The sequence below is a fragment of the Mycolicibacterium pulveris genome (assembly GCF_010725725.1).
Taxonomy (GTDB): domain Bacteria; phylum Actinomycetota; class Actinomycetes; order Mycobacteriales; family Mycobacteriaceae; genus Mycobacterium; species Mycobacterium pulveris.
In genome coordinates, this window is the sequence record NZ_AP022599.1 from 5377942 (window position 1) to 5404524 (window position 26583).

Below are 26583 nucleotides of genomic sequence, written 5' to 3' on the forward strand. Positions count from 1 at the left end.
CCGTCTCAGACGGCGGCGTCCTTGTCTGCCACGAGTTCTCGGTACACCGGAAACAGCGGTTTGGTCAGCGGCACCAGCTTGAGGATCTTGTTGACCGGTCCTTTGGCTTTGACCTGCCCCTTCGCCAGGCCGACGCCGAGGTTGTATTCCCCGCGCCAGAACTTGTCGCCGATATCGGCGGGCATGAAGAGCTTCACATCGGCGTCGCCGTCGTCGCCGCCGTCGACGACCTCGATGTTCGGTTCGCGCAGCCGGATTGTGATCGTCGCATCCGGGTCGGTGTAGTAGACCTGCAGATCGATGTCGGCGGCCTTGAGTTTCGGACCCACCTCGGTGTCGTTGGCGGCGCGGAAGACCCCGCCGAGGTACTTGTAGATCTCTTCAGCGTTGTTGTAATAGGCCATGATTCCCTCTCGAGTGGTGTAGCCGGCGCATCGGGTGGTCAGCTGCTTGTCTTGGCGGGTGGGGTCCAACGCACGGGTAGGGCGTGCACCCCGCGGATGAAGTTGTTGATTTGGAAGTCAGGCTCACCGGTCAACTCGATGTCGGGGATGCGGGTATAGATTTCGGTCAGCGCCGAGCGCAGCATCTGTCGGCCCAGGGCGCTGCCGAGGCAGAAGTGCGGGCCCCCGGCACCGAAACCGAGATGTCTGTTGGGGCTGCGCAGGATGTCGAACTTGCCCGGGTCAGCGAACTCCTCCGGGTCGCGATTGGCCGAGCAGTACCACATCACGACGTGCTCGCCTTCCTTGATCTCCGCGTCGCCGATGACCACATCGCGAGTTGCCGTGCGCCGGAAGTGCATCACCGGGCTGGCATGCCTGACGATCTCCTCGACAGCCGACCCGACCCGGCCTGGCAGGTCTTCGAGCAGCAGGTCACGCTGGTCGGGGTGCTTGGAGAACAGGTGCACGGCGTGGGCGATCGAGTGGCGCGTCGTGTCGTTGGCGGCCGAGGCCAGCATCGAGAAGAACGCGGCGATCTCCCATTCGTCGAGCTTCTTGCCCTCGAACTCCGCGTTGACCACCCAGCTCAGGAGGTCGTCTTTGGGTTCCTTGCGGCGTTGCTCGGCCATCAGCAGCGCGATCTCCTGAATGCGTTCGGCCTCCTCGGCGTGGGTGGTCAACGCGTCGCGCCCGAGCGCCATCCGGGGATCGTCCCACGCCAGCATCCGCTCGGCGGCCTCCATCACGATGTGCTGTTCTTCGCTGTCCTCGGTGAGCCCGAAGAAGTGCGCGAAGATGCGACCAGGAACGTATTTCGCGTAGTCCTCGCAGAAATCGCCTTCGCCGCGGTCGATGATCTCGTCGAGCCGTTTGCGGGCGTGCTCCGCCACCCATTCGGAGATGTTGCGGGTGTTCCGGGGTGTGAAGGCCTGCTCGACGACACCGCGCATCTGGCGGTGCTGCTCGCCGTCCATCACCAAGAACCCGGCGGTCGCGGTGATGACGATCTCGGGCATGTCCTCCATCAACACGCCCTTGCTGGAGCAGAACAGTTCGGGGTTGCGTGATACGTAACGGCAGTCGTTGTATCGGGTCACCGACCAGAACCCGGGGGTGTTCTCGTCGGGAGGCAGCAGCGTGGACTCGTAGGGGCGGTGATAGGAGACGGGGCACTCGTTGCGCAGGCGGGCGAATGCCTTTTCGCGTTCCTCAAAGTCCTGCGCCCAGAACGACCTTGCCGACAGGTCCAGGTCGGGGTCGGTGATCATCAGGGGATGCTCGGCGATAGAGGTCATGCCCAGGAGATTGCCACCGGCAAGGGTTTCTGAGGATCCAGCACACGGGGCAAGTGCATCTCCCGACAGGGGTGCCGGCCTTCGATCTCTCACGAGAGGGCGACGTCAACCCGTCCTTCGAGCGATGGCACGGCGCGACACGTGTCCGGTTGACTACGTGACGACCGAGTCGAAGGAGTCACCATGGCTGTGGGCGTCAGACACTACGAGATGTTCATCAACGGCAAGCACGTCGACTCCGTGGAGACCGACGAGATCCGCGACCCGGCCAACGAGAAGGTTTTCGCCACCATCGCCCGCGGGAATGTCGAACACGCCGACGCGGCCGTGTCGGCCGCCCGCGATGCGTTCGAGTCGGGTTCATGGTCGCGGCTGGCTCCCGCCGATCGGTCGAAGGTGATGGTCGCGATCGCCGATCGGATCGGTGAGGAACTCGACGAGCTCGTCGATCTGGAGTTGCACGCCAACGGCGCCACGGTGCGGCAGGCAATGGGCTTTCATATCGGTTACGCCGCGCCGCATTTCCTGCACTTCGCCGAGCTCGCGGCCTCCTATAACTGGGAGCGGCAGGTGTCGACCCAGGCGTACCCCACATTGTCGACGAACGTGATTCGTCGTGAGCCCCTTGGTGTTTGCGCGGCGATCGTGCCGTGGAACTTTCCGCTGCTGCTGGGCATCTGGAAGATCGGGCCGGCGCTCGCGGCCGGTAACTCGGTTGTCGTCAAGCCCGACGAAAAGGCGCCGTTGACGCTGCTGCGCCTGTGCGAGATCGCCCAGGAGTGCGGCGTGCCCGACGGTGTCATCAACCTTGTCACCGGTCCGGGGCCGACAGTCGGGGCGCGGCTGGCCGAACATCCCGACGTCGACAAGGTGGCCTTCACCGGATCGACCGCGGTCGGCCGCGAGATCATGCGGCTGGCAGCCGGCACGGTCAAGCGGATCTCCCTCGAGCTCGGCGGCAAGGGCGCTCAGATCCTGCTCGACGACGCCGACCTCGACATCGCCGTCGACGGGGCGCTGTTCGGCTGCATGCTGTACTCGGGGCAGATCTGCGAGTCCGGTACACGGCTGTTGGTGCCCGACGACATGTATGACCTCGTGGTCGATCGGCTTGTCGACCGCGCCTCCGCGTTGACGTTGGGAGACACGACCGACTTCGACACCGATGTGGGACCGCTGATCTCGGCCCAGCAACGCGACCGTGTACTGGGCTTCGTCGACAACGCCAGGCAAAGCGGCGCGAAGGTCGTGCTAGGCGGCGGGGCTCCGCGCGGTCGCCGCTTCGCCAAGGGCTATTGGGTCGAGCCGACGATCGTCACCGAGGTCACCAACGACATGGAGATCGCGCGCGAGGAGATCTTCGGGCCGGTGTTGTGCGTGCTGCGCTACGCCGACGAGACCGACGCCGTGCGCCAGGCCAATGACACGCAGTACGGGCTGAGCGCGGGGGTGTGGAGCACAGACTACGAGCGCGCGCTCGGGGTCGCGGCACAACTGCGTGCGGGCACGGTGTGGATCAACAACTGGCACCAGATCGACTCCGCGCTGCCGTTCGGTGGTTACAAGCAGAGCGGCTTGGGCCGCGAGCTGGGCGAAGACGCGCTCGACGAGTACACCGAGACCAAACATGTGCACATCGATCTGACCCAGAGCATCGATCGCCACATCTTCGACGCGCTCCTGTCCAAACCGCGCGCCTAGCGGCTCAGTCGCCGTCGACCTTCGGCTTGGCGTCGATCCCGGATTCCTTGCGCTGCTGGGGCGTAATGGGCGCGGGCGCGCCGGTCAACGGGTCGATCCCGCCACCGGACTTGGGGAACGCGATCACGTCCCGGATCGAGTTGGAGCCCACCAGCAACGCCGTGATGCGGTCCCAACCGAACGCGATGCCGCCGTGCGGAGGGGGACCAAACGTGAACGCCTCCAACAGAAATCCGAACTTCTCCTGGGCTTCCTCCGGGCTGATGCCCATCACCTTGAACGCGCGCTCCTGGACGTCGCGACGGTGGATACGAATCGAGCCGCCGCCGATCTCATTGCCGTTGCAGACCAGGTCGTAAGCCTCGGACAGGACGCTGCCGGGATCGGTGTCGAGGCAGTCCTCGAACTCGGGCTTGGGCGCGGTGAACGCGTGGTGGACCGCCGTCCACGCGCCGGATCCGACGGCGACGTCGCCGTGCGCGGCCGCTTCGTCGGCCGGCTCGAACATCGGAAAGTCGACCACCCAGACAAAGGACCACGCGTCGTCGTCGATCATGTCCAGCCGCTTGGCGATCTCGACGCGGGCCGCCCCCAGCAACGCCCGCGACGTCTTGGCCGGACCGGCCGAGAAGAACACGCAGTCCCCCGGTGACGCGCCGACGGCGGCGGTCAGGCCCTCACGTTCGGCGTCGGAGAGGTTCTTGGCGACCGGCCCGCCCAGGGTGCCGTCCTCGTTCACCAGGACATAGGCCAGCCCGCGGTGGCCGCGTTGCTTGGCCCATTCCTGCCAGGCGTCCAGCGTGCGTCGCGGCTGCGAGGCACCCCCGGGCATCACCACCGCGCCGACGTAGGGCGCCTGGAACACCCGAAACGGCGTGTCCTTGAAGAAGTCGGTCAACTCGACGAGCTCCAGCCCGAACCGCAGATCGGGCTTGTCGGTGCCGAACCGGCGCATCGCCTCGGCGTAGGTCATCCGCGGCAGTGGCGTGGGCACCTGGTCGCCGATCAGCGCCCACAGTGCAGTGATGATCTCCTCGGAGATCGCGATGACGTCCTCGGTCTCGACGAAGCTCATCTCCATGTCGAGCTGGGTGAACTCCGGTTGCCGGTCGGCGCGGAAATCCTCGTCGCGGTAGCACCGCGCGATCTGGTAGTAGCGCTCCATACCGGCCACCATGAGCAGCTGCTTGAACAGCTGCGGGCTCTGCGGCAGCGCGTAGAACGTCCCGGGTTGAAGGCGCGCGGGAACCAGGAAGTCACGCGCCCCCTCCGGCGTCGAGCGCGTCATCGTCGGCGTCTCGATCTCGATGAAGTCATGGCGCGCGAGCACCTCACGCGCCGCCGCATTCACCTTGGAACGCAACCGGATTGCGTTGCCCGGACCCTCGCGGCGCAGATCGAGATAGCGGTACTTGAGACGGGTCTCCTCGCCGGGCTGCTCGTCGAGCTGAAACGGCAGCGGCGCGCTCTCCCCGAGCACCCTCAACGCCGTCGCGTTGACCTCGATCTCCCCGGTGGGGATCTCGGGGTTCGTGTTGCCCTCGGGCCGGATCTCGACCACCCCGTCGACGGCGACGCAGAACTCCGCGCGCAGCCGGTGGGCGGCCTCCAGCACGTCAGCCTCGCGGAAGACCACCTGCGACACTCCGGATGCGTCGCGCAGGTCGATGAAGATGACCCCTCCGTGATCGCGACGACGTGCCACCCAGCCTGCCAAAGTCACCTTCTGACCGGCGTCGACGGGCCGCAACGACCCGGCGGCGTGAGTGCGCAGCACTGAAACTCCCTGGAAATCGGCTGATGGGACAACTGACCCAGTGTAAGGGTGCCGTTTGCGCCGGTAGCGTGGCCGTCGTGCGCACTCCGATCGCCGTCGTCGGCCCCGGGGCCATCGGCTCCACCGTGGCTGCGTTGGTGCACACCGCAGGCCACAAGGTGCTCCTGTGCGGGCGCAGTGCCCGCGACTCCATCGAGGTGCGGCCCGGGGACGGGGCGCCGATCGTGGTGCCGGGCCCGGTGCTGACCGACCCCGCGGAGATCGAGGGCCCCCTCGACGCGGTGCTGCTGGCGGTGAAGGACACCCAGAACGCGGGTGCCGCCGCCTGGTTACAGCGGCTGTGCGACGAGGGAACAGTGGTGTGCGCCCTGCAGAACGGCGTCGAGCAGGTGGCGCGCGTCGGCCCGCACTGCCCGACGGCGACGGTGGTGCCCGCGGTGTTGTGGTTCTCGGCCGAACCGCACCCCGAAGGCGGGATCTGGTTGCGCACCCCGGTGCGGATTGTGTTGCCCGCCAACGACGCGGCCTCGCGGGTGGCCGAGGTGATGCGTGGTTCGTCGGCGACGGTCGAACTGGATCCGGACTTCGTGACCGAGGCCTGGCGCAAGCTGTTGGTCAACGCGCTCGCGGGGTTGATGGTGCTGAGCGGGCGCCGCTCGGGGATGTTCCGCCGTGACGACGTGGCGGCGTTGAGCCGTCGCTACCTGGCCGAATGCCTCGCCGTCGCGCAAGCCGAGGGCGCTGAGCTCGGTGACGAAGTAATCGAGGAGACGGTGAAGTTGTTCGCGCGGGTGCCCGAGGACCTCACGACGTCGATGCTCACCGACCGCGAGGCCGACCGGCCGCTGGAGTGGGACATCCGCAACGGGGTGATCACGCGCAAGGCGGCCGAACACGGGATCGCCACCCCGATCAGCGACGTGGTGGTGCCGCTGCTGGCCGCCGCAAGCGACGGCCCCGGCTAGAGCTGGACCCCGAGGGCGCGCCGACACCGACGCAGTGGTCGATTCGGCGGCCGGAAACCAGCCAAAGCGTCGGTCTCGGCGCACACCTCGACTAGGCGGCGTCCTTTAGGGTCTATGGCCATGCACGCATGCGAGCGCGTCGGCCTCGACTTCATCCAGAGCGCACCGTATCGGTTCGTCAGCACGGTCGACCTCAAGATCACGCCCGAGCAGTTGTTCGAGGTGCTCGCCGACGCCGAATCCTGGCCGCGGTGGGCCACGGTGATCACCAAGGTCACCTGGACCAGCCCGGAACCACGCGGCGTCGGCACCACCCGCACCGTGCACATGCGCGGCGGGATCGTCGGCGACGAGGAGTTCCTCGCGTGGCAGCCCTACAGCCACATGGCGTTTCGGTTCAACGAGGCATCGACCGACAGTATCGCCGCGTTCGCTGAGGATTACCGCGTGGTGCAGACGCCGGGAGGCTGTCATCTCACCTGGGTGATGGCGATGAAACCCAACGGCGTCGCGGCCCGCCTCGGCATGGCGCTGGGGCGTCCGGTGATGGGCTGGATGTTCCAGAAGTTCCTCTACAACCTGCGCGACTACACCGACAAGCGCTACCGGGTGTCCTGAACCGAAGACCGGATTCTGTACCGGAACCTCATTTCGCGGTGAATGTGCAAAGCTGGTCGACATGACCTTCAACGAGGGCATGCGGATCGACACGAGCACCACCTCGACCAGCGGCGGAGGCCGCGGACCCGGCCGGGGAATCGCGATCGGCGGCGGTGTCGGCGGGCTTCTGGTCCTGGTGGTGGCGCTGTTTCTCGGCGTGGATCCCAGCACCGTCGTGCCCCAGCAGCAGATCGGCACCGACGCTGTCGACGCGCCGGGCTTCGATCTGAGCCAGTGCCAGACCGGCGCCGACGCCAACGCGCTAGCCGAGTGCCGTGTGGTCGCCACCGGAAACTCACTCGACGGGGTGTGGTCCCAGTTGATGCCGGGCTACACCCGGCCGCAGGTTCACCTGTTCACCCGCGGCGTCGACACCCGTTGCGGCGCAGCGACGAGTGAGGTCGGACCGTTCTACTGCCCAGCCGATCAGACGGCCTATTTCGACGTCGACTTCTTCAACGTGCTCAAAGATCAATTCGGTTCCAGCGGCGGCCCCCTGGCGCAGGAATACGTTGTCGCCCACGAGTTCGGGCACCACATCCAGAACCTCACCGGTGCGCTGGGGCATTCGCAGGGCCCGGGTGCGGCGGGTGCGACGGGCGGCGGTGTGCGCACCGAACTGCAGGCCGACTGCTACGCGGGCGTGTGGGCGCACCATGCCACCATCACCAAACAGGAGGGCACCGGCGTGCCGTTCCTGGAGCCGTTGAGCGACAAGGATATTGCTGATGCGCTGTCGGCCGCGGCGGCGGTGGGCGACGATCGCATCCAGCAGAAGACCACCGGTCAGGTCAACCCCGAGGCGTGGACGCACGGTTCGGCAGCCCAGCGCCAGAAGTGGTTCACCGAGGGCTACCGCACCGGCGACCCGAACGCGTGCGACACCTTCGCGACAAACGATCTTGGCTAGGGCGTCGTCGGCGGTCGACGCTGTCGCCGAGCGCTACCTGGAAGTGTTCGCCGCCCTGGACCCCTGCGCGGCAACGAACATGGGTGTCACCGGACACGATGACGACATCACCGACTACTCCCGCGCCGGCGTCGCCGCGCGCGCCGATGCGGCCCGAGAAGCGTTGCGCGCCCTCGACGGCACGCAACCAGTCGACGACGTCGACCACGTCACGATCGCCGCGATGCGCGAACGGCTCGGAATCGCGCTCGAAATCCACGACGCCGGTCTCGACGTCGGCACGCTGAACGTGATCGCCTCGCCGTTGCAGTCGATGCGCGACGTCTTCGACCTGATGCCCACCGAGACCGAGGACGACTGGGCGCTGATCGCCGTGCGGCTGTCCCGGCTGCCGGACCGGGTCTTCGGTTACGCCGACGCACTGCGGGCGGCGGTGGCCGACGGACGCGCGCCGGCCGTGCGCCAGGTAGTCCGCGGAATCGAGCAGGCCACCGGTATCCAGCAGTTCTTCGTCGATCTGGTCGCCGACGCGGTGCCGGACAACGCGGCGCTGCAGGAGGATCTGCGCCAGCACGCCGCCAACGCCGCCAATGCCTACCGGGAGCTGGCCCGGGTCCTCGGTGACGAAATCGCCCCGCACGCACGTCCGCACGACCGCGTCGGCCGCGACGAGTACCGGCTGTGGTCCCGATCGTTTCTGGGTACGAGCGTCGATCTCAACGAAACCTACGAGTGGGGTCTCGCGCAGCTGCAAAGCATTGTCGCCGAACAGGAATCGATCGCCCGTCAGCTCTATCCGGACGCGACGGTGGCTGAGGCCCTGCTGCGCCTCGACGAGGATGAGCGCTACGTTCTGCACGGCGTCGACGCGCTGCAGGCGTGGATGCAGGAGCTGTCCGATCGTGCCGTCGAGTCGCTCACCGACACGCATTTCGACATCGCCGCGCCGCTGCGCCGGCTGGAGTGCCGGATCGCGCCGACCCACACCGGCGGCATCTACTACACCGGGCCGTCGGAGGACCTGACGCGGCCCGGACGGATGTGGTGGTCGGTGCCGCACGGCGTCGACACCTTTCACACCTGGCGCGAGACCACCACCGTCTACCACGAGGGTGTGCCCGGCCACCACCTGCAGATCGGGCGCGCGGTGGTGTTGGCCGACCGGCTGAACCGATGGCGTCGGCTGGGCTGCTGGGTGTCCGGGCACGGAGAGGGCTGGGCGCTCTACGCCGAGCGGCTCATGGCGGAGTTGGGCTGGCTCGACGACCCCGGCGATCGGATGGGAATGCTTGATGCACAACGCTTCCGGGCCGCCCGGGTATGCATCGACATCGGGGTGCACTGCGGCCTGACGGCGCCCGACGGCGGGGTGTGGGACGCCGACCGGGCGTGGGCATTCCTGCAGTCCCACAGCGCGATGAACGACGAGCACCTGCAGTTCGAACTGGACCGCTACCTGGGGTGGCCGGGTCAGGCGCCGTCGTATGCGATCGGGCAACGTGTCTGGCAGAACCTACGTGAGGAATCGGCCGGCCGCGGCGTGGGGCTGAAGGAATTTCACAGCCGGGCACTGGATCTGGGCGGTCTGCCGCTGGACGTGCTCAGGTCGGCGCTGATGACCGATTTCGCCACGGGCTGATTCTCTGGCGATCGGCGCCGGCCCGCCCTAGCGTCCTGGCATGGACACCTTCACCGTCACGCCCCACCTCACGATGCTGCGCGTGCACGGCTGGCAGGTCTATGTCTGGGACGACGCGGGCACGGTCACGCTGATCGACACCGGCGCGCCCGGCTCCGGCGCGCAGATCGCCGCCGCGGTCGCCGGGATCGACAGGATCGTGTTGACCCACGGCCACGTCGACCACGCCGGATCCGCCGCCGAACTGCGCAGCCTGACCGGTGCCGCCGTGTGCGCGGGCGCAGGTGATGCGGCCGCGATCCGGGCGGGCACCGCCCTGCCGCCGCCGGTGTTCGAGGACTGGGAAATTCCGATTCACCAACGGGTTTCGGCGGACCTGCCCGACGCGGCACCGCCCGTCGCCGTCGTGCAGGTGTTGGCCGACGGCGACGTGCTCGACTTCGGTGGCGGCGCCGAGGTCATTGCGGTGCCCGGTCACACCGAGGGCAGCATCGCCATCCACCTGCCCCGACATGGGGTGCTGTTCACCGGGGACACGGTCGCCAACGTCGGCCGAGTCACGCTCGGCACGTTCAACCAGGATCGCGACCGAACCGTCGCCTCGTTCCGCCGGCTTGCCGAACTCGATTTCGAAACCGCCTGTTTCGGCCACGGCGACCCGATAGCGTCAGCTGCCGGTGTGCGGCTCCGTGCGGCCGCGGCCGCATTGTGAACCCAAGGAGGTCAGATCATGCGCATCGCGGTGGCCGGAGCGACCGGCAACATCGGGGCCCGTGCGGTCAGATTCCTCGAGCGTGACGGCCACGACGTGGTCCGCATCAGCCGATCGCTCGGCGTGGACCTGATGACCGGCGAGGGCCTGGACGCCGCGCTCGAAGGGGTCGACGCGGTTCTCGACGCCATCAGCGCACCGCCCACCGACCGTGAGCAGACCGAGGCCTACTTCGGCACCACCACCGCCAATCTGCTTTCCGCCGAACAACGTGCCGGCGTGCGCCACCACGTGCTGTTGTCGATCGTGGGTATCCACGGCATCGAGGGCAACCCGCACTACGCCGGAAAGCGCGAGCAGGAGCGGCTGATCACCGAGGGCCCCGTGCCGTGGACGATCGTGCCCGCCACGCAGTTTCACGATTTCGCGGCCATGGTCGCCGGGTGGACCGAGCAGGACGGTGTGGCCACCATCGCCCCGCTGCTCGTCCAGCCGATCGCGCCCGACGACATCGCCAGGGTGCTCGCCGAAGTCGTGACGGGTGAGCCGCGGGGCCGCTACGTCGACGTGGCCGGGCCCGAAACCCAGGACCTCGTCGACATGGCGCGTCGCACGCTGGAGGTCAGGGGGCACCGGGTCAAACTGGTGCCGACCTGGTCAGGCGTGTTCGGGGTGTCGATGGCGGGAAATGTGTTGCTGCCGGGGCAAGATGCCCGCATCGAGCCCACCACGTTCGACGAATGGCTGGCCGCAGGCGCCAACTAGACAGGAGGTTGCGGCATGACCGAACTCGACGCCCCGTTGGCGGGCCGGGTCGCTTTCGTGACGGGCGCGGCCCGCGGGCAGGGACGCTCGCACTGCGTTCGGCTGGCGCGGGCCGGGGCCGACATCGTCGCGATCGACGCGTGTGGGCCGGTCGCCGAGCACAACGGCTATCCACCCGCCCTACCCGAGGACCTCGCCGAGACCGTGAGCCTGGTCGAAGGCGAGGGCCGCAAGATCCTCGCCGATCACGTCGACGTGCGGGACGCCGCCGGGCAACAGCGCGTGGTCTCCAGTGCCGTCGAACAGTTCGGCCGCCTCGACATCGTCGTCGCCAACGCCGGTGTGATGAATTGGGGTCGGCTGTGGGAGATTTCGGCCAAGCAGTGGCAGGACGTGCTCGACGTCAACCTGACCGGGGTGTGGAACACAATCAAGGCGGTGGTGCCGCCGATGATCGAGGCGGGCAACGGTGGATCGATCATCACGATCAGCTCAGCCGCGGGGATCAAGGCCGTTCCGGGCTGCGGGCACTACTGCGCCAGCAAGTTCGGCCTCGTCGGCTTGACCAACTCGCTGGCAGTCGAGTTGGGCGAGTTCGGTATTCGGGTCAACTCGGTGCATCCGTACGGCACCGACACCCCGATGGGTAACGACACCTCGATGTGGCAGATCTTCGCCGATCACCCCAACTACATCCACAGCTTCTCCCCCGGCGCGCTGTCGACGGAGTCGCTGGCCGACCCCGACCTGATCTCCGACATCGTGGTGTGGCTCGCCAGCGACGCGTCGTCCTTGGTGACCGCCGCCCAGATACCCGCCGACAAGGGCTATCTGAAGATCTGAGCGGTCACCTTCTTCCCGCGAGCAGACGCGTACACCCCCAATTCCCCGCCGAATCGGGGGTGTACACGTCTGCTCGCGCCTAGAAAGCTCGCGCTGAAAGAGTTAGAGCCGAGACTGTTCCTTGATCGCGGTGTCGGTGGTGCGCAACGGCCGGATCAACGCGTCCTGGGCGAAGGAGGCGATCAACTCACCCGCCTCGGTGTGCACCGTGCCCCGCACATACGACATTCCCGCTCCCACCTGTGTGCTCTCGTGGCTGTACAGAATCCAGCCGTCCCACGCGAACGGCTCGTGAAAGCTCACCGACACCGTCATCGGCGCGGTCGAGACGGTCAGGTGCGCCTGTGCCGTCCCGATCCCCGCGTGCGCCCGCATCGTCGTCGAAATACCAAGGTGCCCGGTGAAATATGCGATCAGCGCCTTGGCCAGGTCATCACGGCTCGGGATGGGGTCGTAGTGCAGCCAGGCGTACAACTCCGGCGGGCCGACCTCGTCGGGGCTGTTGACGTCGACCACGTCGACCAGCCGCAGCTGGCGGCCGACCATCGGCATCTCCGAGGCGTTGGCGTCGGCGGGTCCGGCCACGTCGGGGCGCGGCAGGTGGTGGCGGATGACGTCGGCGGTGGGCACGTCGGCCAGCACCGTCACCGTGATGCACCGCTTGCCGTTCTGCTTGGCCGCAATGACAGCCGTTGCGGTGGAACGCCCTTCGGCGACGACGTCGACTTCCAGCTCGACCGGGCCGGCGCCGACCATCACCGCCCGTGCGAACACCGCGTGCGCCGAGCGCACCGACTTGTCCGGAAACCGTTTGGCCGCAGCGACAATCGCCTGTGCGAGCACCTGCGCGCCCTCGACCACCTGGCGTTCGTCTTCGCCGGCGGGACCGGTAGGGGCGGTGAAACGGTCTTGCCCGTCGGGGCTCACGTCGAACAGGTCGAGCAGCCCCGGCACGGTCCATGGTGTCTGCGCTGATTCTGTCGTCATGGACCGAACACTAACCGAGCTTCGGCAAAAGCGGTAACGTCATTACCAGCAGTCACCGCGAGCACCCGGAGGGTTGTCCACCATGGCGAAGAGCACCGGCCGCTCGGCCGGCGCCGCTCGGCCGGCATCAACCGCGGACGCCGCCGTCGACCCCGAGTCACGCTCCAAGCGCTTCATGAAGTCCGCGCTGGCGATCCTGGGAGAGACGGGGCGCACCGACTTCACCGTGCTCGAGGTGGTCGAGCGCTCCAAGACCTCGCTGCGGTCCTTTTACCAGCACTTCTCCACGAAGGACGAGCTGCTGTTGGCGCTGATCGACAAGATCATGTCGGAGTCCACCCGCAGGTGGCGCGACGAGACCGCCGGACTGCCGAGCACCACGGCGCTGCGGGTGCTCATCGACCGCATCTGCACCCCGGCCGAATCGACCACCCAGGACAAGGTCAACCGCGGCCTGACTTACTACAACGACCACCTCGCCGAGACGTTGCCGCGGGAGTATGCGCGTGTGTTGTCCCCGCTGCACGAGCTGATCAAGGACATCATCGAGCGCGGCATCGCCGAGGGCGCATTCCGAGCCGACCTCGATGTCGACGCCAAGGCCGCGCTGATCATGCAGTCCGCCCTGGGCGCGATGCGGCTGCAGGTGCTCGGCGCCGAACTCAACGGGGTGCCGATCGACGCCGACCACATCTACGAATTCTGCGTCGGCGGCCTGCGCGCCGGACCCGACGACCGCACCTGACCTGCGCGATAACCGCGAACGCCCAGGCTCACCAGGGGTGGTGTTTTCGCTGGTACAGACGTGGTAATGTCATTACCAGCACTGCAGAACGCGACTTCCAGGAGGCGGAAATGGCCCGCAAGCTCCCCTATCCGGTGTTCGACGCCGACAACCACTTCTATGAGCCCAAAGAGGCGCTGACCAAGTTCCTGCCCGACCACCGCAAGAACGTCATCGACTACATCGAGGTCCGCGGCCGGACCAAGATCATGGTGCGCAACCAGGTCAGTGACTACATCCCCAACCCGACGTTCGAGATCGTGGCCCGGCCCGGCGCGCAGGAGGAGTACTTCCGGCACGGCAGCGGCGGCAAGAGCTTCCGCGAGGTGATGGGCAAGCCGATGAAGGCGATCCCGGCGTTCCGCGACCCCGCGGCGCGCCTCGAGGTGATGGACGGTCTCGGCCTGGACTACTCGCTGATGTTCCCGACCCTGGCCAGCCTGGTCGAGGAACGCATGAAGGACGACCCCGTGCTGATCGCCGACGTCATCCACGCGCTCAACGAGTGGATGTATGAGACGTGGCAGTTCAATTACGAGGACCGGATCTTCTCCACCCCGGTGATCAACCTCGGCATCATCGACCGCGCGCTCGAGGAGCTCGAGTGGTGTCTGGAACGTGGCGCGAAGACCGTGCTCGTCCGCCCGGCGCCGGTACCGGGCGTAGGTGGCACCCGCTCGTTCGGCCTGCCCGAGTTCGACCCGTTCTGGCAGGCGTGCGTGAAGGCCGGAATCCCGGTCTCGATGCACGCGTCGGACTCCGGGTACGCCGAGTACCTCAACGACTGGGAACCCGCCGCCGAGTACCTGCCGTTCAAGCCGACCGCATTCCGGATGGTCTCGATGGGCAAGCGTGCGATTGAGGACTCGATGGCCGCGCTGGTGTGCCACGGTGCGGTGACCCGCAACCCCGATCTGCGGATCCTGTCCATCGAAAACGGCGCCGACTGGGTGCCATATCTGTTCAAGCAGTTCGACAGCGTCTACAAGAAGATGCCGCAGGAGTTCCCGGAGAACCCGATCGACGCCTTCAAGCGCGCGGTCTACGTGGCGCCGTTCTGGGAGGACGACTTCACGCAGATGGCCGACCTCATCGGGATCGACCGGGTGATTTTCGGTTCGGACTGGCCGCATCCGGAGGGGCTGGCCGAACCGACCCACCTGATCGACGACCTGCAGGGCCTCGACGAGGAGGGCCAGCGAAAGGTCATGGGTGGCAACATGATCGACCTGTTCAAGGTTCCCAACGAGATCGTCCACAACCCGGACGTGCCGCCTCTCGTCATTCCCGCCTGAACCGGTTCGGCCGCGGCAAGCGCGTCGGCTTCGGCGCGCTTCCCGCGGCGCGAGCACTGACCCTCGAAGAGGCTGAACTGATCTCATGACCGACGCCGCAAATCCCGAGGTGCTGCTGTTCGCCTCGACGACGCAGTCGTTCCTCGAAAAAGAAGCGTCGCTGACCCGGCTGCGCGAGCTGCACGACGCCGGCACCTCGTTCGACGGCGAGTGGTGGCGTCGCGCCGCCGAACTCGGCTGGACCAGCCTGCTCGTGCCCGAGGACATCGGCGGCGGAAGTGTCTCCGGTGACGGGGTGAAAGACTTGGCGCTCGTCGCCGAACTCTGCGGCAAGGTCGTCGCACCCGGGCCGCTGCATCCGGTCAGCACGGTGCTGGCGGCACTGGCGGAAGCTCCTGAAAACCACGGCGACACCATCGAATCACTGGTGTCCGGCCAAGCCGTCGCGTCGTGGGCGGTCTACGAACCCGGCAAGCAGTGGTCGCCGACGCAGTCGTCGGTCACCGCGACCGCGACCGGCGGCGGTTATCGCATCGACGGGGTCAAGGACCGCGTCGAAGCCGGCGCCGACAGCGCGGTCCTGCTGGTGGTCGCCCAGTGCGACGGCGTCGTGCGCCAGTTCCTGGTGCCGACCGATGCCCCGGGCGTGCGCGTGGAACGGCAGCGCTCGATCGACATGGTGAAGACCTATGCCCGTGTGCATTTCGACGGCGTCGAGGTCGACGGCTCGGCGCTCGTCGGGTCGGCCGAGCAGACACCGGCGATCATCGCGAGGCAGAACCAGATCGCGGTGATGCTTCAGTGCGCCGAGATCGTCGGCGTCCTGGACACCGTGTTGGACTTCACGATTCAGTGGGGCTTCGACCGGCATTCGTTCGGCCGGCCGATCGGCTCGTATCAGGCGCTCAAGCACAAGTACGCCGACCTGAAGATCTGGTTCGAGGCGTGCCGCGCGACGACGAACGCGGCCGTGGCGGAGGTGGCTGCGCGTTCGCCGGGCGGGGAGATGGCGGTCAGCATCGCGAAATCCTATTGCGCAGAACATGCCCCGGGGATGCTGCAGGACTGCATTCAGTTGCACGGCGGCATCGGCGTGACATGGGAGCACGACCTGCATCTGTTCCTGCGGCGCGTCACGTTGTACCGCTCGCTGTTCGGCACACCCGAAGAACACAACCTGCGCGTGTACGCGCTCACCAAGGCAGGCGGGGAATTGGAGCAGGCCTCATGACCGAAACCGCATCGGCGCCAACCGAGACGACGGAGTCCGTCGAGGAATTCGCCGCCCGTGCGCAGGCGTGGCTGGCCGAGAACATGCCCCCGATCGACCCGAACAACCCGCCCGAACACGACCGTGGTGAAGAGGAACCGTGGCTGCGCGCCCGGGAACTGCAGAAGCGGTTGTGGGAAGGCGGATTCGCCGGCATCTGCTTTCCCAAGGAGTACGGCGGTCTCGGTCTTCCGATCGCCTATCAGAAGGCGTTCGACGAGGTTTCGCGCTGCTACGAGCTTCCCATCATCCTCAACACCCCGACCTTCACGATCTGCGCGGCCACGATCCTCGACACCGGCAGCGAAGAGCAGAAGCAGAAGCACATTCCGGCGGTGCTGCGCGGCGACGAGGTTCTGGTGCAGCTGCTCTCGGAGCCCAGCGGCGGGTCCGACCTGGCCGGCGTCATCACCCGCGCCGACCGCAAGGACGACAAGTGGGTGATCAACGGCGCCAAGACCTGGAGCACCAGCGCGTTCGCCGCCGACTACGGATTGATGCTGGCGCGCACCGACTGGGATGTGCCCAAGCACGAGGGCCTGACGATGTTTCTGGTGCCGATCAACAGCCCGGGCATCACGCTGCGGCGCATCAAACAGGTGAACGGCTCGGTCGAGTTCTGCGAGGAGTTCTTCGACAACCTCGAACTCGGCGACGATGCCGTCGTCGGCGAAGTCAACGGCGGCTGGCAGGTGGCATCGCGCCAGCTCTACCACGAGCGGCGGGCGGTGGGCGGCGGCTCGGAGTTCGCCAGCGGGATCGGCGCCGAGGGCAAGTCCGATGTGCCGATCGACTACGTCGCGCTGTTGGAGGCGACCGGTCAGGCCGACAGCGAGCGCGCCCAGGAGATGGCCGGCCGCGCGCTGGTGCACCGCGCCGTGCGCGAGCAGCTCATCGAGCACGTGTACCACGGGGTGCTCGACGGGTCGCTTCCCCCGGCGGCCGGCTCGATCATCCGCGTCACCCACGCCGACATCCACCATCTGGAGTTCGACACCGCGCTGGCGCTCACGGCCAGCGCCGGGGTGGTGGACCTCGGAGATCAGCTGATCCGGCACGGCGAGCGCTACCTGTCGCGGCAGGCCGCCGCGCTCGGCGGAGGCACCACCGAGATCGCGCGCAACATCATCGGTGAGCGGGTGTTGGGTTTCCCCCGCGAGCACGCCGCCGACCGCGGGGTGCCGTTCAAAGAGGTCAAGCGCAACAAGGGCTAGCTAGAACAGCGTGGGCTGGAGCGCTTCGGCGGGTGGGGCGGCCGGCGTGGACACCGTACGAAACGAACGACGGTCCGGGGCCAGCCCGTGCTTGGCGATCAGCGGCGTCACCCGCTCGTCCAACGCCTGGCGGTAGTCCTGCGGCAGATACGCTCCGCGCCGGTACAGATCACGGTAGGGCGCAACCAGTTCGGGGTGTGAGCGCGCCAACCAGTTCATGAACCACCCGCGGGTGGAACCGCGCAGGTGCAGCCCGAACGCCGTCACACCGGTGGCTCCGGCAGCGGCGATCTGGCCCAGCAGGGTATCGAGGTGCTCGGCCGAGTCGGTCAGGTACGGCAGCACCGGCGCCACCATGACGTGGCAGTCCAGACCGGTCTCGCGGATCGCGGTGATCAGCCCGAGGCGCGCCTGCGGCGTCGGCGTACCGGGTTCGACGTCGTTGTGGATCTGCGGGTCGGCCACCGCCAGGGACACCGCGACGCTGACGTCGACCCGGCGGGCGGCCTCGGTGATCAGCGGCAGGTCCCGGCGCAGCAACGTGCCCTTGGTGAGGATCGAAAACGGTGTACCCGAATCAGCAAGTGCGGCAATGATTCCGGGCATCAGTGCGTAGCGCCCTTCGGCGCGCTGATACGGGTCGGTGTTGGTGCCCAGCGCGACGGTCTCGCGCGACCACGACGGGCGCGACAACTCCCGGCGCAGCACGTCTACCACGTTGGTCTTGACGACGACCTGGCTGTCGAAGTCGGCGCCGCAGCCCAGGTCGAGGTACTCGTGGGTGGGTCGCGCGAAGCAGTACCGGCAGGCGTGCGAGCACCCGCGGTAGCCGTTGACGGTGTATCGGAACGGCAGTTGGGAGGCCTTCGGCACCTTGTTCAGCGCCGACTTGCACAGCACTTCGTGAAACGTGATGCCGTCGAACTGGGGGGTGCGCACGCTGCGCACGAAGCCGATGCGCTGCAGCCCGGGCAGGGCGCCGTCGTCGACGCTGACCGCCTGACCGTCCCACCGCATATCCTCATTCGAACTGACGTTCGAGCCGATGTCAAGCGTCGGTACGTTGTACGGAGGCCCTCGGTGATTCCCACTTCACCATACCGCGCGCAGGGGGGCTTGCGGCAAGACCGGGGTGATGCGTCAAACTCCTTGGCCGAAGCGCTATCTCACGAAATGAGGCACGTGACAACGAACGACTACGAGATCGAACTGCAGGCTGAGCGGGACTATGTGACCGGGCTCTATGCGCGGCTGGACGCCGAACGGACCCGGCTCAAGGACAAGTACGACGCCGCCCTGCGCGCTCCTGTCGACAAGCAGGACGGCGGCACCCTGGTCGAGCGCGACGCCGCGGTGCGCGGGCTGGCCGCGCAGATGGACCGGCTCAACGTGGCCGACCACGGGCTGTGCTTCGGCCGGCTGGACAGCATCGCTGGTGAGCGCTCCTACATCGGGCGCATCGGGCTGCTCGACGAGGACCACGACTACGAGCCGCTGCTGATCGACTGGCGGGCGCCCGCGGCGCGCGCCTTCTACGTCGCCACCGCCGCCAACCCGGAGGGCATGCGTCGGCGGCGCCAGTTCCACACCCTGGGCCGTCGGATCCTCGACTTCACCGACGAGGTCTTCGTCCGGCCCGGTGAGAGGGCCGATGACGACACCGCCTTCGCCGGGGACTCGGCCCTGCTCGCCGCGATCAACGCACCCCGCGGCGAAGGGATGCGCGACATCGTCGCGACGATCCAGGCCGAACAGGACGAGATCATCCGCCTCGACCATCCCGGTGTGTTGGTGATCGAGGGCGGCCCGGGCACCGGAAAGACCGTCGTGGCGCTGCACCGGGTGGCCTACCTGCTCTACACGCACCGCAAACGCATGGAAAGCCACGGCGTCCTGGTGATCGGGCCCAACCCGGCGTTCCTGGATTACGTGGGCCGGGTGCTGCCGTCGCTGGGCGAGACCAACGTCGTGTTCATGACCACCGGCGACCTGGTGCCCCGGCTGCGCGTCACCGCCCAGGACGAGCCGCGGGCCGCCCAGCTCAAAGGGTCACTGAAGATGCTGGACGTGCTCGCCGCGGCGATCGCCGATCGGCAACGACTGCCCGAGACCCCGCTGCAGATCGAGCTCAGCGACGTCACGGTGCGCATCGACGCCGAAACCGCGCAGTGGGCACGGCAGGAGGCACGCGACAGCGGCCGGCCGCACAACGAGGCCCGCGCGGTGTTCACCGAGATCGTGACCTACGTACTGACCGAGCGGGCGATTGCGCGCATCGGACGGGGCTGGCTGACCCGCGAGGACCGTCAAGCTTGGGAGGACCTGCGCGCCGACCTCGTCGAGGAGCTGCGCGAGAACCCGGCGTTCACCGCCGCACTCAACGAACTGTGGCCGATCCTGACACCTGAAACCCTGCTGTCCCAACTGTATTCGTCGACCGAACGGCTGGCCGCCGCAGGAGCCGACCCCGCGCTGTACCGCGCCGACGGCACCGCATGGACCGTGGCCGACGTGCCGCTGCTTGACGAACTCGTCGACCTGCTCGGCCGTGACCCGGCCGCGGACCGGACCGCCGAGCGGCAACGCAAGGCCGAGGCCGCCTACGCCGCGGGTGTGTTGGAGCTGATGGTCGCGCGCGAGGACCTGATGGACGACGAGGACCATCTGTTGGCCCAGGACCTGTTGTACGCCGAGGATCTCGCCGAGCGGTTCGCCGAACGCGACAACCGCGATGTCGCCGAACGCGCTGTGGCGGACCGGGATTGGACCTACGGCCACGTCGTTGTCGACGAGGCCCAGGAGCTCTCGGAGATGGACTGGCGGGTGCTGTTTCGGCGCTGCCCGAACCGGTCGTTCACGGTGGTCGGCGATCTCGCCCAGCGCCGGTCGGTGGCGGGCGCGACGTCCTGGGACGCGATGCTGGCCCCGTACGTGCCCGACCGGTGGGTCTACCGGTCGCTGACGGTGAACTACCGCACGCCCGCGGAGATCATGGACGTCGCGGCGGCCCTGCTCGCGGAGTTCGCACCCGGTGTGCGGCCGCCGGAATCGGTGCGCGCGTGCGGGGTTCGGCCCTGGTCTCGTCGGGTGGGCGTCGAAGACCTGCCCGCGGCGATCGACGAGTTCGTGCGCGAGGAGGCCGGCCGCGACGGGACCAGCGTGGTGATCGGCCCGCCGGGTGTGCCCGGTGTCCGCACCCCGGCGCAGACGAAGGGCTTGGAGTTCGACGCCGTCCTGGTGGTGGAGCCGGACCGCATCCTCGCCGACGGCCAGCGCGGCGCCGCCGAGCTCTACGTCGCACTGACCCGCGCCACCCAACGGCTCGGGGTGCTGCACACCGCCCCGCTGCCGGAGGTTCTGACGGGCCTGGACCCGCTCGTCGAGAAGGAGAAACAACAGTTGGCGTAACCGCGACGGCGGCACCGCCGGTTTGGCAAGATTCGCACCGTGGTGGCAGCGCAACCGTACGGACAGCTGCGGCACACGCAGGTCCTCGGTAAGCGGATGGCCTACGTCGACGAGGGCGTCGACGCGGGCGGCTGGACGATCGTCTTCCAACACGGCAACCCCACCTCGTCGTACCTGTGGCGCAACGTGATGCCGCACCTGGAGGGGCTGGGCCGCCTGGTGGCGTGCGATCTGATCGGCATGGGCGGCTCGGACAAGCTCGACGACCCCGGGCCGGACCGCTACCACTACGCCGAGCAGCGCGAGTACCTGTTCGCGCTGTGGGACGCGCTTGACCTCGGCGACCGGGTCGTGCTCGTGGTGCACGACTGGGGCTCGGCATTGGGCTTCGACTGGGCGAACCAACACCGCGACCGAGTCGCGGGCATCGCGTACATGGAAGCCATTGCCATGCCGATCAATTGGGCGGATTTCCCTGAACCCGTCCGCCCGCTGTTTCAGGGGTTCCGCTCCGCGGAAGGCGAGGCGCTGATCCTGGAGCAGAACCTGTTCGTCGAAGCCGTTCTGCCCGGCGCGATTCAGCGCAGGCTCACCGACGAGGAGATGGATCACTACCGCGCGCCGTACCGCACCCCCGGGGAGGATCGGCGCCCGACGCTGTCATGGCCGCGCAACATCCCGATCGAGGGTGAACCCGCCGACGTCGTCGCGATCGTCGAGGAGTTCGGCCGATGGCTGGCCCACAGCGAGGTGCCCAAGCTGTTCGTCAACGCCGAGCCCGGCGCGATCACTCGCGGGCGTGTCCGCGATTTCGTGCGCACCTGGCCGAATCAGACGGAGGTCACCGTCGCGGGAACGCACTTCATCCAGGAGGACAGCCCCGACGAGATCGGCCAGGCCGTCGCCGCGTTCGTGCGCGCGCTTCGCGCGGCGCACGGTTAGAGGCGGGTCACCACTTCCCGAGCTGGCAGTGCGCGGTGTACGGCCCGCTGTTCTGCACCACGACCTCGCCATCGACGGCGATCTCACAGTGCGGGTTCGGCGCGGCCTGCATCGCGTGTACACCGGTGCTCGCGGTGAGGATCGCCCACTGCGGATCCTCGAGCGTGGTTTCGAACACCCACGGCGCGCCCGGGCCGAGATCGATCTGCTCGCTCTTCAGATACGCATAGGCGTCGGCGTTGTACGCCTCCATGCTCGGCGGCTGCGCGACCAGGTAGTTGAGCTTGTAATCGGCGGCGTTGCCCGGTGAGGTGAGGGTGTATCGGACCTGATGGACGGTCGGCTCCGCGTTCGCCGTCGCCTGGCTGACCCCGATCGATGCGGCCGCCAGCGCGAGCGCTGCCCCGACCCGAATTGTCGCAGTTCGCATATCCGTCACATCGCCGAACCCTACCGAACCGTTACACCCCTCTTTTTTTCCGCCGAGCGTGCGGGTCTGAGGCCGACACGCCGACGATCTGGGCGAGTTCACGCACGCTCGCGACGAGCGAGGTGGCACGCTGCATCCGTGGATGCAACATCGCAAACCCGGGTGCTCGCCGACACCGGCGGTCTCGTCGTCACCGACGACGGGCGCCGTGTCCTGGTCATCGACCGCGGCACCGGACCGCTGGCGGTGCTGGCCTTCGTGCTGGGCGTGCTCACCCTCGTCATCGGCGGGTTCGGCGCCGTCGCACTCGTCACCGGCACGCCCTCGCAGGCGCTGGGCGCGGCGTTCGTGGCGGCCGGGGCCGTGCTGGCGGCGTCGGCGTTCGTGGTGGTGCGCAGGATCCGACGCAATCGCCGCCGGCCACTGCACGAGTGCCGGCCCGTGGCGGTGATCGACCGCAAGCTCGGGTTGTTCAGTTATCGGGGCGGCGCGATCGTGCAACTGGATCAGGTGCGGTTTGCGCGACGCCTCCAGATCGGTTCGAGCTCACCGAAATTGGTCGCGGTGACGCCGGGCGGCACGAAGGTGCTCAAGCGCGGCAACCCGTTCGACGGCGGCGTCGGCGGCGTCGACGCGGTGCTTACCGCGATCGCCCAGGGCCGTCCTGAAATCCGGGACATCACGTGAGGTAGCGGCGTTAGTTCCCCGTGGTCCTGGTGGTGTCATGCCAGTCGACCCACGCACGGGTGAAGTAGCTGGTGTCGACGACGCCGCCGTCAACCCGGTAGTGGCCGTCGTAGACGGTGTATCTCTGGTCACCGGTTTGCTGGGTACCGAGGCCGTTGGTGTTGCCACCCCAGGTCATCGTGTGCTGGTTGCCCGCGTTGATGGTGACGGAGCCCCTTTCGAGGGTGTACCACGGGTCACCGTTGCCGTTGTTCGAGGTATTCAGGCCGCCGCTCAGATCATCGCCGTCTGGGTCTGTCGTCGTGATGGTGATGGTGCAGCTGGTGAACGCACACGCCAGGGGGCCGAGGCTCAGCGTGGGACTGGAGTTGATCGCGTAGATCGGCACCACGACCGTGAGCTGGGCGGTGCCGCCGAACCCGTCGGAGACGGTCATGGTGAACGCGTCTTCGTAGGCGGCCAGGTTGACGCCGTTGTAGGTGCTGCCCGCGGCGCCGATCCTGGCGACGGCGTGCCGCTGTGCGGTCGTCAGGTTGCTCGTGTAGGTGAACTGACCGTCGGCGGCGATGGTGACGGTGGCCCCACGCGAACTGGTCACGCTGGTCGGCCAGATCGGAGCGTCGCCGTCGGCGTCGTAGTACGTCAGCTTCCCGCCGCTGGTCTGAGTGGTGCCGATCAGCGTGCCGACCGTCGGCGCCTCGGTCAGAGTCAGGGTCGGAGCGGTGTTGGGCACATCCGGCTGGACGCCCATCCGCAGGGTGACCGTGCGGCCGTTGGCGTCGGTCGCGACGATGGTGACCACGTCGTCGGCCGTCGTACTGTGGCCCAGATTCTCGTCGCGGACGTAGGTGAAGGTCCCGGTGATCGGATCGAACGCCGTGATCGTGCCCTTCGCCGGAGGCGTTCCCAGCGCGTAGCCGGTGAAGATGCCGACGTCGGCGGGCGGGATCGGCACCGATCCATTGACGACGTACTGCTGCGGCTTGGTGACGTTGGCCGGGGTGATCGAGGTGACGTTCGGCACGGTCACCGTCACGATGGCGCTGCCGTAGTGACCGTCCCCGACCCGCACCTGGAAGCTCTGGGTGGCGCCGGCCGTCGACGACGACACATACGTGAAGTCGCCTGTCGTCGGGTTGATGGTGACGATGCCGCCGTTGCCGCCGGAGCCGTTCTTGGTGTAGGCGGAGTTGCCATCCAGATCGTTGACCGACGACTGCACCAGCGTGTAGGTCAACGTGTCGCCGTCGGAGTCGCTGGCGTTGATCTTGCCGCGCACCACACCCAGTGCGTCTGGGGCGCCCACGGTGGGCGCGCTCGTGGTCGGGTTGGCGTTCGTCCCGTCGATGATCAGAATCTTGAACGGGAGCGTGAATCTGACGCCATCCGCGGATTCCACCGGGATGTGGACGATGTCGTACCTGTCGGCCTCGTTTTCCGAGGTCGCCCGGTGGAAGAACGCCGCGCCGGGGAGCGTGTTGGTGTAGGTGAACCCACCACCGGAGGTGTTGATGGTGACCAACGCCCCGCCCTCTGACACGTACGTCCCACCTTGGGACACCCCGAACCAGGTGACCGAGCGACCGAATTCGTCCTCCACGTGGAACGTCCCAGCGGCATACTCGGACTGCGAATTTACGCTGCCCAGGTTGAGGGTGTAGAGCCAGCTGTCGTACGTCGTCCAGGTGTCGAACTCCAACAGGACGGCCATCTCCTGGAACCGCTTGTAGACCGCGACCAGCCCGACGTAGGTCACCAGCGTGAACGGGTTGACCTGTTGGGGTGTCCAAGCTGGCAGGGTGATGTCCCAGGCCCGCTCCGGATCGGCGAATGCGCCACCGTCGCCGCCGAGTAACGCCGCCGCCTGCGCGGCAGCGACCTTGGCCAGCAGGCTGTTGAAATCGTTGAGGTCCGCTTCGGTGACGGTCGCCCCGGTGGTCGCCTTGATGATGTCGATCTCGATCTGAACCGGGTCGTAGACGCCGTTCAGCATGTTCTTCAGCACCGTCGCCGCCCCGACGACGGCAGCGCCCGTGATCTTGTACGGGTTGATGATGTCGAAAGTGCCTGCCCCGGGGGCGATCGTGAACGGCGGAGCCACCCGGTTCAGGAGGTCTCCTATCGCGTTGAGCGTGTCCGCGAACGTATAACCGGGGACCGCCGACACGACGAACATCCCGAAGATATCGAGGAGATCAGGAACCCACCGCGCCGGACTTCCCGGAGCCGCGCCGGCGAGCAGGGCCTCGAGCTGGTCGTCGGCGAGGTCGAGCGTCTGGTCGGTTTGGAAGTTGGTGAAGTCGACAAAATTCCACGGCCCTCCGGGCCAGCCGGCCAACCGGTTGACGGCCAGGGCGAGGACGCCCTGGAAGTACCACTCGCCCGTCCCGGGTATGGGCGCCGCGGCGGTTACATCGGCAACCCCGACTCCCATGAGCGCGGCCGCGCTGGTCATCAGAGGAACCCCGTTGTACATGTCGGCTGCGAGCGGCGCACCGATGACCGGCACCATGCCGACGACATCGCGGGCAAGGTCTTGGATCTCGTCGAAGAAATCAGCCTGATCGCCACGCAGCACGGCAACGCCGAGCGCGGTGGCGTTGAACAGAGCGCTGACGGCGTACATGGCTGTTCCCACCCCGGGGATCCAGCCGATCGACGTACTGAGGTCTGCGAGCACCGATTCGCCCACAAACTCGGCGACCGCGCCGAACGCTCCGACCAGCGCGACGAAGGGGTCCTCGTTGCGGCGGCTGGACACCCACAGCGCTTGAAGCAACACGCCGACGGGCGTCGTCGGCGTCGAGTTGTTGTCCGGAGTGATTCCGAGCTGCCGCAGCAGCTCACGGGCCATCTCGGTGACAGCCGCTTCGAGTTCCTCGGTGTCGACTTCCTCGCCCTCTTCGTCCTGTTCGACGGAGCTCGCGGACGCGGCCAAAACGGTCAATTCGTCGGAGCTGTCGCCCAGAACACCTTCGGCGGCTCCTGGAGCGTCGGGCTCGCCGTCCGAAGCGGCCTCGAGGTCAATGTTCGCTTCGGTGTCGCCCGGATCGGGGCTGTCGGCGATGGGCGAAGCGGGATCTCCCGTGACCGAGGTGTCGTCGGGCGAGGGTTGTGCAGGGCTTAGCTCACCGGCTGATTCATCAGGCGCATTGGGCTGCTCGGGCGCCGGGGAGATGTCCGGATCGGCGGCCTCGGGATCGATCCCCGCCGGATCATCGACCTCTTCGGGAGGCTCCAGTTCCTCTTCTGTGTCGGCTTCGGTGTCGGCTTCGTCGTCGGCGCCGGTCTCGGTGTCCTCCTCGGTGAGATCGTCCTCGCCGAAGTCGGTGTCGTCGAAATCGTCGAGATCGTCGAGGTGGGAGTGCTCCTGGTCGGCACCGGCGGGGTTACCCGCATCGGTCTCGCTCAGGCTGTCGGTGGCGCCTCCGCCGGGGTCACCCTGCGAGGCCGTCGAGTCTGCCGTGTCTGCCGCCGCCACCCCCTGGCCGGTGACGAGGGCGGTAGCCAGGCCGACGCCGACGGCGCCGACCCCCAGCCAGTTCTTGGTCTTGGCGGGTTTGCGGTGGCGGCCTTTCGTCCGACGCGGCTTTCGCGGGCTGGGAGCGGCCAACGCATCTCCTTAGCTGTATCCCGTCGGCCCCGCCGTTTCTGCAACGTGTGTCAGTTGCCAGAAGAGCGGCCAGCCCAAAGCTCGTGTAATTCGACAACATCCCTGCCGCCCTGATTGGACGACGCGAGACTAGGAGACAAATTAACATGATCGGAAATATTTTTGGAGCCGCAGACGAAACCGAGTTTTCTGTGTGGTCTCAGCACCCCGGTTTGAATTCGTAGCCGGAGTTCCGATGAG

General features: G+C 67.4%; 22 protein-coding genes. 15 read left to right on the forward strand and 7 right to left on the reverse strand.

What is annotated here, in order from left to right:
* Nucleotides 1-5 precede the first annotated feature (5 nt).
* Both G6N28_RS26085 and G6N28_RS26090 read right to left on the reverse strand, forming a co-directional pair.
* Nucleotides 6-404 carry an SCP2 sterol-binding domain-containing protein gene (locus tag G6N28_RS26085; protein ID WP_046750269.1) on the reverse strand — a complete coding sequence of 133 codons (399 nt, stop codon included), beginning with the start codon at nt 402-404 and terminating at the stop codon, nt 6-8.
* A gap of 38 nt (nt 405-442) precedes the next feature.
* The gene (locus G6N28_RS26090; protein WP_163905464.1) at nt 443-1741 is read right to left on the reverse strand and encodes a cytochrome P450; all 1299 of its coding nucleotides are present in this window, start codon (nt 1739-1741) and stop codon (nt 443-445) included.
* A 183-nt stretch (nt 1742-1924) separates the two neighbouring features.
* Here G6N28_RS26090 and G6N28_RS26095 point away from each other — a divergent pair, with 183 nt between their 5' ends.
* Entirely contained in the window at nt 1925-3442 is a 1518-nt protein-coding gene (locus G6N28_RS26095; protein WP_163905466.1) for an aldehyde dehydrogenase family protein, read from the forward strand.
* Nucleotides 3443-3446: 4 nt separating this feature from the next.
* Here G6N28_RS26095 and aspS read toward each other — a convergent pair whose 3' ends face one another.
* A complete protein-coding gene (gene aspS / locus G6N28_RS26100) occupies nt 3447-5219 on the reverse strand; it encodes an aspartate--tRNA ligase (protein WP_163905468.1) in 1773 nt (590 codons plus the stop codon).
* A gap of 77 nt (nt 5220-5296) precedes the next feature.
* Here aspS and G6N28_RS26105 point away from each other — a divergent pair, with 77 nt between their 5' ends.
* From G6N28_RS26105 to G6N28_RS26135, 7 genes are all read left to right on the forward strand, one after another.
* The gene (locus G6N28_RS26105) at nt 5297-6184 is read left to right on the forward strand and encodes an oxidoreductase (protein ID WP_235674702.1); all 888 of its coding nucleotides are present in this window, start codon (nt 5297-5299) and stop codon (nt 6182-6184) included.
* Nucleotides 6185-6298: 114 nt separating this feature from the next.
* Complete coding sequence (locus G6N28_RS26110; RefSeq protein WP_163905472.1) at nt 6299-6802, forward strand: SRPBCC family protein; 504 nt, start codon at nt 6299-6301, stop codon at nt 6800-6802.
* Nucleotides 6803-6863: 61 nt separating this feature from the next.
* Nucleotides 6864-7754: a KPN_02809 family neutral zinc metallopeptidase gene (gene ypfJ / locus G6N28_RS26115; RefSeq protein ID WP_163905474.1), complete on the forward strand. Its 891-nt coding sequence runs from the start codon at nt 6864-6866 to the stop codon at nt 7752-7754.
* Entirely contained in the window at nt 7747-9393 is a 1647-nt protein-coding gene (locus tag G6N28_RS26120; protein WP_163905477.1) for a DUF885 domain-containing protein, read from the forward strand. Before ypfJ ends, G6N28_RS26120 begins: the two co-directional genes overlap by 8 nt.
* Nucleotides 9394-9433: 40 nt before the next feature.
* A complete protein-coding gene (locus tag G6N28_RS26125; protein ID WP_163905479.1) occupies nt 9434-10105 on the forward strand; it encodes an MBL fold metallo-hydrolase in 672 nt (223 codons plus the stop codon).
* Between the two features lie 18 nt (nt 10106-10123).
* Entirely contained in the window at nt 10124-10870 is a 747-nt protein-coding gene (locus G6N28_RS26130; RefSeq protein ID WP_163905481.1) for an SDR family oxidoreductase, read from the forward strand.
* A 15-nt stretch (nt 10871-10885) separates the two neighbouring features.
* Nucleotides 10886-11713: a mycofactocin-coupled SDR family oxidoreductase gene (locus G6N28_RS26135; RefSeq protein ID WP_163905483.1), complete on the forward strand. Its 828-nt coding sequence runs from the start codon at nt 10886-10888 to the stop codon at nt 11711-11713.
* Nucleotides 11714-11815: 102 nt separating this feature from the next.
* On the opposite strand, the gene G6N28_RS26140 is transcribed toward G6N28_RS26135, so the two are convergent.
* A complete protein-coding gene (locus G6N28_RS26140) occupies nt 11816-12700 on the reverse strand; it encodes an acyl-CoA thioesterase (protein ID WP_163905485.1) in 885 nt (294 codons plus the stop codon).
* 82 nt (nt 12701-12782) lie between these two features.
* Here G6N28_RS26140 and G6N28_RS26145 point away from each other — a divergent pair, with 82 nt between their 5' ends.
* The 4 genes from G6N28_RS26145 (at nt 12783) to G6N28_RS26160 (ending at nt 17263) form a co-directional block, all read left to right on the forward strand.
* Complete coding sequence (locus G6N28_RS26145; protein WP_163905487.1) at nt 12783-13445, forward strand: TetR/AcrR family transcriptional regulator; 663 nt, start codon at nt 12783-12785, stop codon at nt 13443-13445.
* A 110-nt stretch (nt 13446-13555) separates the two neighbouring features.
* On the forward strand, nt 13556-14779 hold the full coding sequence (locus G6N28_RS26150; protein ID WP_163905489.1) for an amidohydrolase family protein: 1224 nt from the start codon (nt 13556-13558) through the stop codon (nt 14777-14779).
* An 85-nt stretch (nt 14780-14864) separates the two neighbouring features.
* A complete protein-coding gene (locus tag G6N28_RS26155; protein ID WP_163905491.1) occupies nt 14865-16010 on the forward strand; it encodes an acyl-CoA dehydrogenase family protein in 1146 nt (381 codons plus the stop codon).
* The gene (locus G6N28_RS26160; protein ID WP_163905494.1) at nt 16007-17263 is read left to right on the forward strand and encodes an acyl-CoA dehydrogenase family protein; all 1257 of its coding nucleotides are present in this window, start codon (nt 16007-16009) and stop codon (nt 17261-17263) included. The genes G6N28_RS26155 and G6N28_RS26160 overlap by 4 nt, the downstream gene beginning before the upstream one ends.
* Here G6N28_RS26160 and G6N28_RS26165 read toward each other — a convergent pair whose 3' ends face one another.
* Complete coding sequence (locus G6N28_RS26165) at nt 17264-18280, reverse strand: Rv2578c family radical SAM protein (RefSeq protein WP_163905496.1); 1017 nt, start codon at nt 18278-18280, stop codon at nt 17264-17266. It lies immediately after the preceding gene.
* A gap of 165 nt (nt 18281-18445) precedes the next feature.
* Between G6N28_RS26165 and helR the strand changes: the two genes are divergently transcribed.
* Together helR and G6N28_RS26175 are read left to right on the forward strand one after the other, a co-directional pair.
* On the forward strand, nt 18446-20671 hold the full coding sequence (helR, locus tag G6N28_RS26170; protein ID WP_197745802.1) for an RNA polymerase recycling motor ATPase HelR: 2226 nt from the start codon (nt 18446-18448) through the stop codon (nt 20669-20671).
* Nucleotides 20672-20710: 39 nt separating this feature from the next.
* A complete protein-coding gene (locus tag G6N28_RS26175; RefSeq protein ID WP_163905498.1) occupies nt 20711-21613 on the forward strand; it encodes a haloalkane dehalogenase in 903 nt (300 codons plus the stop codon).
* Between the two features lie 7 nt (nt 21614-21620).
* On the opposite strand, the gene G6N28_RS26180 is transcribed toward G6N28_RS26175, so the two are convergent.
* Nucleotides 21621-22043 (reverse strand): Rv2576c family protein, encoded by a 423-nt coding sequence (locus tag G6N28_RS26180; protein ID WP_163905500.1) that lies wholly within the window; start codon nt 22041-22043, stop codon nt 21621-21623.
* Between the two features lie 138 nt (nt 22044-22181).
* On the opposite strand from G6N28_RS26180, the gene G6N28_RS26885 reads away from it, so the two are divergent.
* Entirely contained in the window at nt 22182-22730 is a 549-nt protein-coding gene (locus G6N28_RS26885) for a hypothetical protein (RefSeq protein WP_179962151.1), read from the forward strand.
* Between the two features lie 10 nt (nt 22731-22740).
* Here G6N28_RS26885 and G6N28_RS26190 read toward each other — a convergent pair whose 3' ends face one another.
* Nucleotides 22741-26343 carry an Ig-like domain-containing protein gene (locus tag G6N28_RS26190; RefSeq protein ID WP_163905502.1) on the reverse strand — a complete coding sequence of 1201 codons (3603 nt, stop codon included), beginning with the start codon at nt 26341-26343 and terminating at the stop codon, nt 22741-22743.
* Nucleotides 26344-26583 lie beyond the last annotated feature (240 nt).

Bases quoted from the DNA above. Each gene is read 5' to 3' on its own strand.
- G6N28_RS26085 (WP_046750269.1), bottom strand. From the start codon at position 404: ATGGCCTATTACAACAACGCTGAAGAGATCTACAAGTACCTCGGCGGG.
- G6N28_RS26090 (WP_163905464.1), bottom strand. From the start codon at position 1,741: ATGACCTCTATCGCCGAGCATCCCCTGATGATCACCGACCCCGACCTG.
- G6N28_RS26095 (WP_163905466.1), top strand. From the start codon at position 1,925: ATGGCTGTGGGCGTCAGACACTACGAGATGTTCATCAACGGCAAGCAC.
- G6N28_RS26110 (WP_163905472.1), top strand. From the start codon at position 6,299: ATGGCCATGCACGCATGCGAGCGCGTCGGCCTCGACTTCATCCAGAGC.
- ypfJ (WP_163905474.1), top strand. From the start codon at position 6,864: ATGACCTTCAACGAGGGCATGCGGATCGACACGAGCACCACCTCGACC.
- G6N28_RS26125 (WP_163905479.1), top strand. From the start codon at position 9,434: ATGGACACCTTCACCGTCACGCCCCACCTCACGATGCTGCGCGTGCAC.
- G6N28_RS26130 (WP_163905481.1), top strand. From the start codon at position 10,124: ATGCGCATCGCGGTGGCCGGAGCGACCGGCAACATCGGGGCCCGTGCG.
- G6N28_RS26135 (WP_163905483.1), top strand. From the start codon at position 10,886: ATGACCGAACTCGACGCCCCGTTGGCGGGCCGGGTCGCTTTCGTGACG.
- G6N28_RS26140 (WP_163905485.1), bottom strand. From the start codon at position 12,700: ATGACGACAGAATCAGCGCAGACACCATGGACCGTGCCGGGGCTGCTC.
- G6N28_RS26145 (WP_163905487.1), top strand. From the start codon at position 12,783: ATGGCGAAGAGCACCGGCCGCTCGGCCGGCGCCGCTCGGCCGGCATCA.
- G6N28_RS26150 (WP_163905489.1), top strand. From the start codon at position 13,556: ATGGCCCGCAAGCTCCCCTATCCGGTGTTCGACGCCGACAACCACTTC.
- G6N28_RS26155 (WP_163905491.1), top strand. From the start codon at position 14,865: ATGACCGACGCCGCAAATCCCGAGGTGCTGCTGTTCGCCTCGACGACG.
- G6N28_RS26160 (WP_163905494.1), top strand. From the start codon at position 16,007: ATGACCGAAACCGCATCGGCGCCAACCGAGACGACGGAGTCCGTCGAG.
- G6N28_RS26165 (WP_163905496.1), bottom strand. From the start codon at position 18,280: ATGCGGTGGGACGGTCAGGCGGTCAGCGTCGACGACGGCGCCCTGCCC.
- G6N28_RS26180 (WP_163905500.1), bottom strand. From the start codon at position 22,043: ATGCGAACTGCGACAATTCGGGTCGGGGCAGCGCTCGCGCTGGCGGCC.